Origin of the sequence: Pseudomonas sp. HMSC08G10, assembly GCF_001808425.1 — a bacterium.
GTDB lineage: Bacteria > Pseudomonadota > Gammaproteobacteria > Pseudomonadales > Pseudomonadaceae > Aquipseudomonas > Aquipseudomonas guariconensis.
In genome coordinates, this window is sequence record NZ_KV793307.1 from 42,514 (window position 1) to 54,908 (window position 12,395).

Genomic DNA, 12,395 nt, shown 5'->3' on the forward strand with positions numbered 1-12,395 from the left:
CTCGGTTTCGACCGACGGTCAATGGGTTTGCCAGATCCCGTCATGGCGTTCGCAGTCGGCGCGTGCCTGGCCCAGGCTCGGTGTGTCGTAGTAGTAGGTGATCACTCGGGCGTCCTTGGGCAGGGCCGGGCGTGTCGAAGGTTGGTCGCGCCCGGCAGCGTTGGGGTTGGCCAGCGACTCTTGAGTCAGCGGCGCGATGCAACTACCGACGCTGCCATCGGCGCAGCGGGCGACGGAGCGCTTCTGGGTACTGAGCATGTCCTTGCTCTCGTTGCTGCACGACCAGGCGATGGCTTCGGCGGGCATGTTGCTGTAGCTGTAGCAGGTGTGCCGCGCCACCGGCTGTACCGCGTCGCTGGAGGAGCGGGTGAGCACGTCGCAGGCCTCGGCCAGCGCCTGGGTGCTGGCCAGGCTGGCGAACATCAACAGCACAAAGGGAAAACGCATCGGACACCTCCCGGCCCGGGGGCCTTCGTCAGGTCTTGCGCAAGGCGGCCTTGCCACGTTGGCGCAGGGTCTTGGCGCGTTTTTCCAGCACCAGGTAGATGACCAACGCCAACAACAAGGGAATCAGGTAGTAAAGGGTGCGATAACCCAGCAGTGCGGCCACCAGGCTGCCTTGGCCGAGCTGGCCATGCAGCAGCGCGAGGAATACCGCCTCGAGCACACCGAGCCCGGCGGGAATGTGCGCGACCACCCCAGCCACGCAACTGATCAGCAGAATGCCAAGGATCGATGGGTAGAACAGGTCATGGGGTAGCAGCCAGTAAATCAGCGCCGCCATCAACGCCCAGTTGCTCATGCCCAAGGCCACCTGGCACAGCGCCAGGCGCAGGGAGGGCAGGGTCAGCTCGTGGCCGCGCAGGCTCCAAGTGCGGCGTTTGGCGAAGCCGCAGGCCAGCAAGTAGCCCAGCGCCAGAGCCAGCAAGGCGATGCCGATCAGTTGTAGCCCGGTGGCGCCTACCGCCCAGTTTTCCGGGAGCTTGACCAAGCGCAGGGCGAACACGCTGCCGGCCAGCAGCATGTAGCCGACCCAGTTGGTCAACAGGCCCAAGGTGAGGATTCGGGTAATGGTCGGTGTGTCCAGGCCCAGCCGGCTGTACAGCCGATAGCGCAGCGCCACGCCGCCCACCCAGGTGGTGAAATTGAGGTTGAAGGCGTAGCACACGAACGCCACCGGCAACACCTGGCGCGCCGGCAGGTGGTGGCCGGTGTAGGCGCGGCCCAGCAGGTCATAGCTGGCGAACGCCAGGTAGCTGGTGAACGCCAGTACCAGCCCCACGGCCAAGGTGCCGGGTTTGTAGGCCAACAGCGACTGGCGCACTTCGTTCCAGTCCAGGTTGCGCGCAAGGCTGTAGAGCAGCACGGGTATCAGGACGACGAACAACAGGGTCAGCAGGCGTTTGCCCCAGGTGTGCCAGGCTTTGCGTTCCATCAGGTGTTGCCCTCGTGATAGGTGCCTGAAGCCTGCGCGCCCGGCGTCAGCGATTGCAGTTTCTGGCGGTGGGCAGGGAACCAGCCGGCAATCTTCGGGAAACGCCGGATCACGTGGAAGCACAGGAAGATCAGCGGTGCCCGCCACCAATAGCCCCGCACCATGCGCTCCAGCGTCACCGCCTTGCAGTGTTGATGGGCCAGTTCGTCAAGGTGCTGGTAAAGCCGCTGGTTGAAGGCGCGGTCGCGGATCAGCAGGTTCGCTTCCAAGTTGAACGACAGGCTCAGCGGATCGAGGTTGCTCGAACCCACCGTGGCCCACTGGTCGTCGACCAGCGCGACCTTGCCATGCAGCGGGCGCTGGCAGTACTCGTGGATCTTCACGCCGTCGCGCAGCAGGTAGTTGTACAGCAGACGCGACAAGGCCCGGACCCAACGCATGTCAGGCTGGCCCTGCAGGATCAGCCTGACCTCGACGCCACGCCGGGCGGCATTGCGCAGCTCGCGCATCAAGCGGTAACCGGGGAAGAAATAGGCATTGGCCACCACGATGCGCTGACGCGCCAGACGAAAGCCTTCGAGGTAGTAGGCCTCGATGTCGTTGCGGTGGCGGCCATTGTCGCGCTCCACCAGCACGGCGCTGGCCGGACCGCAAGGGTCGGTGACCGGCCGCACCTGGCTCGGTGGTTCCAGCACCGGGGACAACAAACGACGACTCGACGCATGCACCTGGGCGACCACCGGGCCTGTGACCTCCACGGCGTAATCCTGCTTGGCCATGGGGCCGAAGTCGCCCAGGTGATCGGCGCTGTAGTTGATGCCGCCGATGAACGCCCGCTCACCGTCGATCACGACGATCTTGCGGTGCAGGCGGCGGAACAGGTTGGTGCGCATACCCGCCAGGCGAGGCTGTGGGTCGAAGGCATGAAAGCGGACACCGGCTTCGGTCATCGCCGAGATGAAGGCGTCCGGCAGATCGGCCGTGCCGTAGCCATCGGCGGCGATTTCCACGCGAACACCGCGCCGGGCGGCATCGATCAGCACCTGCTGAAGCCGTTGGCCGACTTTGTCGTCATAGATGATGAAGGTCTCCAGCAGGATCTCTTCCCGGGCCTGGGTCATGGCCTGGAACACCCGTTCGTAGTAGGCCTCGCCGTTGATCAGCAGCTCGACCTGGTTGCCATCCACCCAAGGCCGCTTCATAGGCTGATCTGCGCGGCGAGTGGGGCGTGGTCGGAGAGATGCGACCACGGGTATTTGGACAACACCTGGGCTTTGCTCGAGGTGGCGTTGCGCAAGTAGATGCGGTCCAGGCGCAGCAATGGCAGGCGCGCTGGGAAGCTGCGGGCGGGTGTACCGAACGCCTCCACCAGGCGCTGCGAGAGCAGCGCATCGGCCTTGCGCCGCCAGTCGTTGAAATCCCCGGCAACGATCACCGGGGCGTCAGGCGGCAGGCTGTCGAGCAGCTCCAGCAGCAGGCGTACCTGGTTCTGCCGATGGGCCTCGCGCAGCCCCAGGTGCACGCACACTGCATGCACCTCTTCGTGCCCGGGCACTTCCAGCTGGCAATGCAGCAGGCCGCGTTGTTCGTTGCCGGCAATGGAGACGTCGAGGTTGTGGTAGCGGGTAATGGGGAATTTGGACAACAACGCGTTGCCGTGGTCGCCGTGGGGGTAAACCGCGTTGCGACCATAGGCGAACTGCGGCCACATGCTGTCGGCGAGGAATTCATATTGCGGCGTCACCGGCCAGGCGGGGTGTCGCTCGGCGTGGTGCTGATGACTGCCGTGGACTTCCTGGAGAAACACCAGGTCGGCACCGGTGGCGCGCACCGCCTCGCGCAGTTCGGGCAGGATGAAGCGCCGGTTGAACAGGGTAAAGCCTTTGTGCACGTTGATCGTCAGCACGTTCAGCTGGCGCACGGCAGTGACCTTGTCGATGATGCAGCGGGGAGCAGGCATGGTCTTGTTCACAGTTCGACCTCCGGTTCCACCCCGGGCTCGGTCACCAGCTCGCCGGCAAGGCCGAGCTTTTCCAGCAGCCGCCGGGCGTCGTAGGGGGCATGGACTTTCTGGTCATTGTCGAAATAGCAGTAGATGTCCCGCGAGGCTCGCTTGTGCGGCGCGCGCTGGACGATCAACTCGGCGTCATCGGGCTGGCCACCCTGGCTCCAGGCCAGGATGCGTGTCTTCCAGCGCCGCAAGGCTCGGGCGGTATAGCCGCTGCTGTAGAGCTCCACGTCCCCGTGCAGGCGCATGTAGACGAAATCGGCGGTGACGTCCTCGGCATAGGGCCACTTGCCGGCGCTGTCGGCCACCACCAGCGCCACGTTGTGGGCGCGCAGCAACTCGACGAAACCTTCGCAGAGAAAACTCGGGTGACGGATCTCCACCGCGTGGCGCAGCGGTGCATTGCCGTCGATATCGGTGCCGCCATTGTCGCGCAGGCGTTCGGCGCAGTGTTTGGCACAGGCACATGCTGCGGCGCGGTCGTGGGGCAGCTGTTGGAAAAAATCGGCAAAACGTGCTTCGTCGTACTTCATGCTCGCAGGAAACTGCCAAAGCACCGGGCCGAGCTTGTCGCCCAGCAACAATGGGCCTGAGGCGAAGAAGTTGGCCAGCGGCTCTTCGATGTCCTTGAGCCTGCGTACATGGGTGATGTAACGCGGCGCTTTGACCGAAAAGACGAAGTCATCAGGTGTCTCGTCGCGCCAGTTGCAATAACGCTCGGGCGTTTGCAGGGCATAGAACGAGCCATTGATCTCGATGCTGTTGACCGCACGCGAGGCGAACGCCAGTTCGTCGTCCTGACGTAGGCCTTTGGGGTAGAAGTCCTTGCGCCATGGGCCATAGCGCCAGCCGGAAATACCGATACGGATATCGCTCACGGTGCCTTCCTTCGCTCAGGGTGGTTTTGCGCGACGTGTGCCGCATCACTCTTGATGTGCGACCGGCAAGCCCTGGCGAGGGTTCAGGATGTTTGACGAGTGGCGCACGCTAGCTCAGCAAAGGGTGCAGGGCGCGGAACCCTTCGGCTTCTTCGACCAGCCAGTCATGCACGGCGCGTGCGCCTGGCTGGCTCAGCCCGCCAGGCGGGTAATGGAGCATGTAGCGCTTGTGGTTGGCGATCGGCACGCCGAAGGGCACGATCAGTGCGCCCCGCTCCAGCTCGTCGTTGAGCAGGGTGCGCCGGGCAATGGCCACACCGACGCCGGCGATGGCGGCTTCGATGGTCAAGTGGTTGCGATTGAAGGTGTGCCCACGGCGCACATCCAGGCTGCCTGCGCCGATGCCTTCGAGGTAGAACTCCCATTCGGCATATTCCGAGCTGCCACGCCAGGCGGTGATGTCGTGCAGTAACGGGTAGTGCACAAGGTCTGCTGGGCCATGCAGCGGCGGGCGGCCACGCAGCAGGGCGGGGGAGCAGACCGGAAAGATCTGCTCGTCGAGCAGGGGTGTCGAGAGCATGCCGGGGTAGCTGCCATCGTTGAGGTCGATGGCCAGGTCGAAATCCTCTGGGTTCAGGGCTTGGTTGCTGTCCTCAGCCACCAGGCGCAATTCGATGTCCGGATAGCGCTGCTGGAAGCGGGGCAGGCGAGGGGTGAGCCATTTGGCCAGGAACGAGGGGATCGAACGCAGGCGCAGGGTGCCGCGGATTTCGCCGGCGTCCAGGCGCAGCAGTTCGGCCTCGATGTTGCCATAGGCCTCGGCCACGGTCTGCGCCAGGCGCTGGCCTTCAGCGCTCAGCTCCACGCCCCGAGCCCGACGCAGGAACAACCGATAGCCCAGGCGTTCTTCCAGTTGGCGCATCTGCTGGCTCACGGCACCGGGGGTGATGTGCAACTCCTGCGCGCAGCGGGTGAACGACAGATGCCGTGCCGCGCAGGAGAACACATGCAGCCAGACGAACGTCTGGCCATTGAGTTGTCGATTCATCGTTTAGCCTTGCTAAAGCCTTGCTTAGGAACTTTCGTTGGTCATTACCCGACGGACGAGTCAGTATCACGCAATATCGCAGTCTCGTTCAATTTTCGCGGAGGGGCGGTCGACGGCTGAACACCCCGTCGCGCCCAGGTATTAGCATGGCTATCAGTGTTTTCGACCTCTTCAAAATCGGTATTGGCCCGTCCAGTTCCCACACCGTGGGCCCGATGCGCGCGGCGGCGACTTTCGCCCAGGCGCTTCGCGAACGGGGTGTGCTGACGCAGGTGACGCGGGTCGAGGTGCGGCTGTATGGCTCGCTGTCGGCGACGGGCGTCGGCCATGCCACCGACCGCGCCTGCTTGCTCGGATTGATGGGCCAATGGCCAGATCGCATCGATCCGCAGAGCATCGAGCCGCGCATCGCACAGGTGTTGCAGGAGCAGTGTCTGATACTCGATGGCAGCCATCCCGTAGCGTTCGAGTATGCCCGGGACCTGCTGCTGCTCGACGAGAGCCTGCCTTACCACCCTAATGCCATGAGCCTGGAGGCGTTCACCGAACAGGGCAGCCTGTTCTCCCAGACCTATTACTCCGTCGGCGGTGGCTTCATCGTCGAACAGGCCGAAATCGATGCGCCCCAAGGCGATACCGACCTGGTCAAATTGCCCTATGAATTCAACAGCGCGGCTGAGCTGCTGGCCCTGTGCAAGGCCCACCAACTCAGCGTTGGCCAGCTGATGATGGCCAACGAGTGTGCCTGGCGGCCTGAGGCCGAAGTCCGGGAGGGGCTGCTGAAGATCTGGGCAGCGATGGGCGAATGCGTGAACAACGGCCTGCGCAACGAAGGCATCCTGCCAGGCGGGCTGCAGGTCAAGCGCCGTGCCGCCAAGCTGCACCGCAGCCTGCAGGAGCTGGGCAAGCCCAATGTCATCGGCTCGACCTTGAGCGCCATGGAGTGGGTCAACCTGTATGCCCTGGCGGTCAATGAAGAAAACGCCGCGGGCGGGCGCATGGTCACCGCGCCCACCAACGGCGCGGCGGGGATCATTCCGGCGGTTCTGCACTACTACATGAAATTCAACCCAGGCGCCTGCGATGACGATGTGGTCGCGTTCCTGCTGGCGGCCGCGGCGGTGGGCATCCTGTGCAAGAAGAACGCGTCGATTTCCGGCGCGGAAGTCGGCTGCCAGGGCGAGGTCGGCTCAGCCTGCTCCATGGCGGCCGCGGGCCTGGCCGAAGTGCTCGGCGCTACGCCCGCGCAGCTGGAGAATGCCGCCGAAATCGCACTGGAGCACAACCTGGGGCTGACCTGTGACCCAGTCGGTGGCCTGGTCCAAGTGCCGTGCATCGAGCGCAACGCCATTGCCGCAGTCAAGGCGATCAACGCGGTACAGATGGCCCTGCGCGGCGACGGCGAGCACTTCATCTCCCTAGACCGGGTGATCCGCACACTGCGCGACACCGGGGCTGACATGCATGCCAACTACAAGGAAACCTCCCGCGGCGGGCTGGCCGTGGCGTTTGTCGAGTGCTGAGGCAGACCCTGCATCCATCCTTTATTCGCGGGTAAACCCGCTCCCACAGGGATTGCGCAAGCCTTGAGAGCGGCGCAATCCCGGTGGGCGTGGATTTACCTGCGACCGTTCGCTCTCCCAGGTACGGGCTTACTTGAGCAATACCCGGCGCTTGGTCAGCTCCCCGTCATCCCCGCCCGGCCAGTGCAGTTCCACCAGCACTTCGGTCTGGCTACCGTCCAGCGACGGCCGCACCTGAAGCATGGCGAAGTTCTTCGAGCCGGCCATGGCGTACCAGCGCTCGCAGACGATGTCCTTGACGCCGGGCATGCTGCCGCCTGCGCTGATCGCGAGCTTCAGCACGCCAGGGGCCGGCATGCGAGAGATGGCACTGGAGGTGACCTGGAACACCTTGGCCGCTGGATAGCGCTTGTGCAGCAAGCGGAACACCGCCGCGCAATGCACATCGCCGCTGAGGAACACCACCGGCTTGCTGCTGTTGCCCAGGGCCTCGAACACCGCATCCAGCAAGCGTTTACGTTCGGCCTGGTTGCTCTCGTGGTCCCATTCGTCCATGCAATCGTCCTTGAACGATCCGATGTCGGCATAGTTGGTCACGGCATTGCGCCAGTGCATGACCGGCACCGGTGACACCACGAACACTGCGTCGGCTTTTTGCACCGGTGCGCTCTTGAGCCAGGTGGCAAAGCGCGCCATCTGCTCGCTGCCAAGCAACTTGCAGGGGTCTTTGGCCTCGATGTCGTGATGGCCGCGCATGTCCAGCACATAGAACGCCGACTGGCCTTGCTCGAAGGCATAGTCCCACTGGCAGGCGTCGGGATTGTCCAGGTCGATCGGCGTGGGTGGGTTGTGGCTGTGCTCGTACTCGTAGTACACCCGGCAAGCGGCGCGCCACATGAGATCCACCAGCATTTGGTTGGTCGTGGTGTTGTTGCTGCGCTCGAACAGCAGTGAGATGCGCTTGCGCCGTTCGACTTTGGTCAGCGAGCCCCAGCCGTCCATGATTTCGTGATCGTCCCAGATCATGTACTGGGGCAGGCGTTCATAGATCTCCCGTTGGGCCGGCACGTTCCAATAGACCCGGTAGAACCAGCGGTAAAGGTTGCATAGGTAGCGCTCGATGCCCGCCTTGTCGTAACCCTTGCCTTTGCCCTTGCTGTACGCCTGTAGCAGCGCGTCCTTGTTGTCCTTGAGCCATTCCCAGATATCCAGGAAGCCGTTCTTCTTGTTGGTGTCCACGTACACCTGGTCGCCACCGCCGATGACGAAGCTGGCGCGCTGGTCGGCCAGTTGCTGATGCATCAGCGGCCAGGCACCGGCACTGCCGTCGGCACTGATCGGGTCGTGGCAGCTATAGAACCCGAAGGTGAGGGTGTCGGACGCCTTCGGAGGGGTCACGAAGAAGCGCGGCCGGTCGCCACCGATCTCGGTGCGCCGACCGACCTTGCCGGCGTCGGTTTCGTCGCTGATCAGCGCGTAGTAATAGGTGGTGCCGGGCTTCAGGCCAGTGACGTCGAAGACGCCGGTGACATCGGTATCGAAGTCCAGCGTCTTGGCCTGCAGATAAACAGGCGTGACGCCTTGGTCTTTGAAGTACCGAGGGACGGGCAACTCGCCGAGGCGGACCATGTCGCCGCGCATCGGCTCGGTGGTGACCGCCAGGTACCAGGTGCCGGGCCGGTACAGGCGTACCCACAGGCGGGTACTGTTGGGTGTGGTGGCGCCGATCAAGGCGGCGCTGGAGAGTTTGGGGTATTTGCTTTCGTTGGAGGTGGGGTCAAGCAGGGGCATGGATCCATCCTGGGTTCTCACGGTGTTACCGGCCAGTAAAGCCGAGTTTTGCCGTTTCGCTTGTTCCGGAACTGGCCGGTGTCATGCCATTGTTCAATGCCCATAGTCCCGCCACGTCGTGGGCAAGCCCACAGATCGGGTGCAAGTCGACCAGGCCTGCACCTGTTCTGCGGGGCCCTAGAGGGCGGTCAACCCAGCACTTCCCGCAACCGGTACCACAGCATCCCCAGGGCCAGCAGCGGCGAGCGCAGGGCCTTGCCGCCGGGGAAGGTCAGATGGGGCACGGCGCTGAACACATCAAGGCCCTGGCTGTGGCCCACGGCGATGGATTCGGCCAGCAGTTTCGCGGTCCAGTGGGTGACATTCAGGCCATGGCCGGAATATCCCTGGGCGTAGTAAACGTTGGGATGCTGGTTCAACCTGCCGACCTGGGGGAAGCGGTTGGCGGTGATGCCGATCATGCCGCCCCACTGGTAATCGATGCGCACCTCGCCCAGTTGCGGGAACACCTTGAGCACCTTGGGCCGCATGTAGGCCGCGATGTCCTTGGGATCGCGGCCGGAGTAGTGGCAGGCGCCGCCGAACAGCAGGCGGCGGTCGGCGGTAAGACGGTAGTAGTCCAGGCCGACCTTCTGGTCGCACAGCGCCATGTTCTGCGGGATCAGCGCCTTGGCGACGTGTTCGGGCAGGGGCTCGGTGGCGACCACGTAACTGCCGGCCGGCAGCACCTTGCCGCTCAGGCGTGGTTCCAGCTCGTCCAGGTGTGCGTTGCAGCCGAGCACCAGGCTGTTGGCGCGTACCTTGCCGCGCGCGCAGTGCAGGGTCACGGTGGGGCCGTGCTCAATGCGCTGCACCGGGCTCTGCTCGAAAATGCGCACGCCCAGTTGCTGGGCCGCGCGAGCTTCGCCCTGGACCAGGTCAAGCGGATGCAGGTGACCCGAGCCCATGTCCACCAGGCCGCCGGCGTACTGGTCGCTGGCGACCACTTCGTGGATCTGCTCGGGGCCGACCAGGCGGGTTTCGTGGCGGTAGCCCAGCGCGGCCAGATCGTCTTGCTCATCCTTGAAGGCGGCGAACTGCGCGGGGGTGTTGGCCAGTTCGCAGAAGCCCCAGCGCAGGTCGCACTCGATGCCGTAGCGGGCAATGCGATCGGCCACCAGCTCCACCGAATCGATGCCGGCCTGCTTGAGGTAGCGCACGCCGTCCTGACCGACGTAGCGGGCGAAGCCGCTGACGTCATGGCCAATGCCGCGGATCAATTGCCCGCCGTTGCGCCCGCTGGCGCCCCAGCCGATGCGCCGGGCTTCGAGCAGGATCACCGAAAGGCCGCGCTCGGCGAGCTCCAGCGCGGTGTTGACCCCCGTCAGGCCGCCGCCGACCACGCAGACATCTGCGCTCAGCTCGCCTTCGAGCGTGGGGTAGGGCGTCGAGCTGCGTGCGGTGGCAGCGTAGTAGGACGCGGTGTGTTGAGTAGTAGGCATGGCTCGTGCTCGGCTCAGCGGTTGGACTTGATCTTGCTCCAGGAGCGGGTCATGACGCGCATGATCTTGGGGCTCGGGGTGCTGGAGACATACAGCTTGTCCAGCACGTCCTGGGACGGATAGATCTCGGGGTTGTGGACCAGGGAGGCGTCCATGTAGGCCTTGGCGTCCGGGTTGGCGTTGGCGTAGCCGACGGTGGCGCTGACCTTGGCGATCACCTGCGGGTCGAGCAGGTAGTTGATGAAGGCCAGGGCTTGCTCGGGGTTGCTGCTGTCCTTGGGGATGGCCAGCAGGTCGAACCACAGGTTGCTGCCTTCTTTGGGAATGCTGTAGGCGATCTTCACACCGTTTTTGGCCTCCACCGCGCGGCTGGCGGCCTGGAACACGTCGCCCGAGTAGCCGAAGGCCACGCAGACATCGCCGTTGGCCAGGTCCGAGACGTACTTGGAGGAGTGGAAATAGGTGACATAGGGGCGCAGCTGCATCAGGCGCGCTTCGGCCTTGGCATAGTCGGCGGCGCTTTCGCTGCGCGGGTCCATGCCCAGGTAGTTGAGCACGGCTGGGAAGAGTTCGTCAGGCGAGTCCATGAAGGCCACGCCGCATTGCTTGAGCTTCTTGAGGTTCTCCGGCTCGAACAGCACGGCCCAGGAGTCGACCTTGTCGATGCCCAGCACCGCCTTGACCTTCTCGACGTTGTAGCCGATGCCGTTGGTGCCCCACAGGTAGGGCACCGCGTAGCGGTTGCCCGGGTCGTTCTGCTCCAGTTGCTTGAGCAGCACCGGATCCAGGTGCTTCCAGTTCGGCAGTTTGTCGCGGTCCAGCGGCATGAAGGCGCCGGCCTGGGCCTGGCGGGCCAGGAAATGATTGGACGGCACGACCACGTCGTAGCCGGTGCGTCCGGCCAACAGCTTGCCTTCGAGGGTTTCGTTGGAATCGAACACGTCATAGACCACCTTGATGCCACTGCTGGCCTGGAAGTCGGCCAGGGTGGTGTCACCGATGTAGTCGGTCCAGTTGTATACGCTGACGCTCGGCTGGGCCTGGGCGGCGGCGCCGAACACCAGGGCGAATGCAGCGGGAATCAGGGCTTGCAAATGACGCATGTCGACACCTCGTTGGTCTTGTTCTTTGAATGCGGTGTAACAAAGGTTGCACTGGCTCAGGGGCAGCGCGTAGCCCTGTGGGAGCGGGGGCACCCGTGAATGCGATGGCGCACTCACCGATGCCCGTTCCCACAGGCGTGGCAGGAATCAGACGCTCAGCAGCAGGAACTCACGCTCCCAGGAGCTGATCACACGCTTGAAGTTCTCGTGCTCGGCGCGCTTGACCGCCACATAGCCCTGGACGAACTGACGTCCCAGGTATTCGTGCAGGGTCTGACAGTCTTCCATGTGCTGCAGGGCATCTTCGATGGTGATCGGCAGGCGCAGGTTGCGCCGCTCGTAGGCGCGGCCTTGCACCGGCGCGCTCGGCTCGATCTTCTCGACCATGCCCAGGTACCCGCACAGCAGGCTCGCGGCAATCGCCAGGTACGGGTTGGCATCGGCACCCGGCAGGCGGTTTTCCACACGCATGGCCTCGGGGCTGGAGGTCGGTACGCGCAGGCCTGCGGTGCGGTTTTCCTCGCCCCACTCGACGTTCACCGGTGCCGAGGTGTCCGGCAGGAAGCGGCGGAACGAGTTGACGTTCGGCGCGAACATCGGCAGCACCTTGGGGATGTACTTCTGCAGGCCGCCGATGTGGTGCAGGAACAGCTCGCTCATGCTGCCGTCTTCATTGGCGAAGATCGGCTTGCCGGTGGCGATGTCGACCACGCTCTGGTGCAGGTGCATGGCGCTACCCGGCTCGTCGGTGATCGGCTTGGCCATGAACGTGGCAGTGACGTTGTGCTTGAGCGCGGCCTCACGCATGGTGCGTTTGAACACGGTGATCTGGTCGGCCAGATCCAGTGCGTCGCCGTGACGGAAGTTGATTTCCATCTGCGCCGGGCCGTCTTCGTGGATCAACGTGTCCAGGTCCAGGCCCTGGATTTCGCACCAGTCGTAGACGTCTTCGAACAGCGGATCGAATTCGTTGGCCGCGTCGATGGAGAACGACTGGCGGCCGCTTTCGGCACGCCCCGAACGCCCCAGTGGGACTTGCAGCGGCAGGTCCGGGTCTTCGCAGCGCTGAGTCAGGTAGAACTCCATCTCAGGTGCGACGATCGGCTGCCAGCCTTTGTCGGCGTACAG

Annotated in this window: 11 protein-coding genes; 1 reads left to right on the plus strand and 10 read right to left on the minus strand. The window is 64.2% G+C overall.

Annotation, left to right across the window (positions count from 1 at the left end; genetic code table 11):
* Nucleotides 1-18: 18 nt before the first annotated feature.
* From HMPREF3173_RS12630 to HMPREF3173_RS12655, 6 genes are all read right to left on the minus strand, one after another.
* Nucleotides 19-447, minus strand: a complete 429-nt coding sequence (locus HMPREF3173_RS12630; protein WP_070573505.1) for a hypothetical protein — start codon at nt 445-447, stop codon at nt 19-21.
* Nucleotides 448-475: 28 nt separating this feature from the next.
* Nucleotides 476-1,435: a lysylphosphatidylglycerol synthase domain-containing protein gene (locus tag HMPREF3173_RS12635; RefSeq protein ID WP_043210588.1), complete on the minus strand. Its 960-nt coding sequence runs from the start codon at nt 1,433-1,435 to the stop codon at nt 476-478.
* Nucleotides 1,435-2,637, minus strand: coding sequence for a cardiolipin synthase ClsB (gene clsB / locus HMPREF3173_RS12640; RefSeq protein ID WP_070573506.1), 1,203 nt, complete (start codon nt 2,635-2,637; stop codon nt 1,435-1,437). Before clsB ends, HMPREF3173_RS12635 begins: the two co-directional genes overlap by 1 nt.
* Nucleotides 2,634-3,407, minus strand: a complete 774-nt coding sequence (locus tag HMPREF3173_RS12645; RefSeq protein WP_043210585.1) for an endonuclease/exonuclease/phosphatase family protein — start codon at nt 3,405-3,407, stop codon at nt 2,634-2,636. Before HMPREF3173_RS12645 ends, clsB begins: the two co-directional genes overlap by 4 nt.
* Nucleotides 3,404-4,321, minus strand: coding sequence for a DUF72 domain-containing protein (locus HMPREF3173_RS12650; RefSeq protein ID WP_070573508.1), 918 nt, complete (start codon nt 4,319-4,321; stop codon nt 3,404-3,406). The genes HMPREF3173_RS12645 and HMPREF3173_RS12650 overlap by 4 nt, the downstream gene beginning before the upstream one ends.
* A gap of 109 nt (nt 4,322-4,430) precedes the next feature.
* Nucleotides 4,431-5,369 (minus strand): LysR substrate-binding domain-containing protein, encoded by a 939-nt coding sequence (locus HMPREF3173_RS12655; protein ID WP_070573509.1) that lies wholly within the window; start codon nt 5,367-5,369, stop codon nt 4,431-4,433.
* A 146-nt stretch (nt 5,370-5,515) separates the two neighbouring features.
* Here HMPREF3173_RS12655 and HMPREF3173_RS12660 point away from each other — a divergent pair, with 146 nt between their 5' ends.
* Entirely contained in the window at nt 5,516-6,892 is a 1,377-nt protein-coding gene (locus tag HMPREF3173_RS12660; RefSeq protein WP_043210579.1) for an L-serine ammonia-lyase, read from the plus strand.
* A gap of 129 nt (nt 6,893-7,021) precedes the next feature.
* Here the strand turns inward: HMPREF3173_RS12660 and HMPREF3173_RS12665 are convergent, their stop codons facing one another.
* The 4 genes from HMPREF3173_RS12665 to HMPREF3173_RS12680 form a co-directional block, all read right to left on the minus strand.
* Nucleotides 7,022-8,683 (minus strand): alkaline phosphatase D family protein, encoded by a 1,662-nt coding sequence (locus HMPREF3173_RS12665; protein WP_070573510.1) that lies wholly within the window; start codon nt 8,681-8,683, stop codon nt 7,022-7,024.
* A 188-nt stretch (nt 8,684-8,871) separates the two neighbouring features.
* Nucleotides 8,872-10,164, minus strand: a complete 1,293-nt coding sequence (locus HMPREF3173_RS12670) for an NAD(P)/FAD-dependent oxidoreductase (RefSeq protein ID WP_070573512.1) — start codon at nt 10,162-10,164, stop codon at nt 8,872-8,874.
* A gap of 14 nt (nt 10,165-10,178) precedes the next feature.
* Entirely contained in the window at nt 10,179-11,267 is a 1,089-nt protein-coding gene (locus tag HMPREF3173_RS12675; RefSeq protein ID WP_070573514.1) for a polyamine ABC transporter substrate-binding protein, read from the minus strand.
* A gap of 147 nt (nt 11,268-11,414) precedes the next feature.
* On the minus strand, nt 11,415-12,395 hold a 981-nt coding region (locus HMPREF3173_RS12680; protein WP_256544479.1), incomplete at its 5' end, for a glutamine synthetase family protein.

Coding starts and splice junctions, on each gene's coding strand:
- HMPREF3173_RS12630 (WP_070573505.1), bottom strand. CDS start 447: ATGCGTTTTCCCTTTGTGCTGTTGATGTTCGCCAGCCTGGCCAGCACC.
- HMPREF3173_RS12635 (WP_043210588.1), bottom strand. CDS start 1,435: ATGGAACGCAAAGCCTGGCACACCTGGGGCAAACGCCTGCTGACCCTG.
- clsB (WP_070573506.1), bottom strand. CDS start 2,637: ATGAAGCGGCCTTGGGTGGATGGCAACCAGGTCGAGCTGCTGATCAAC.
- HMPREF3173_RS12655 (WP_070573509.1), bottom strand. CDS start 5,369: ATGAATCGACAACTCAATGGCCAGACGTTCGTCTGGCTGCATGTGTTC.
- HMPREF3173_RS12660 (WP_043210579.1), top strand. CDS start 5,516: ATGGCTATCAGTGTTTTCGACCTCTTCAAAATCGGTATTGGCCCGTCC.
- HMPREF3173_RS12665 (WP_070573510.1), bottom strand. CDS start 8,683: ATGCCCCTGCTTGACCCCACCTCCAACGAAAGCAAATACCCCAAACTC.
- HMPREF3173_RS12670 (WP_070573512.1), bottom strand. CDS start 10,164: ATGCCTACTACTCAACACACCGCGTCCTACTACGCTGCCACCGCACGC.
- HMPREF3173_RS12675 (WP_070573514.1), bottom strand. CDS start 11,267: ATGCGTCATTTGCAAGCCCTGATTCCCGCTGCATTCGCCCTGGTGTTC.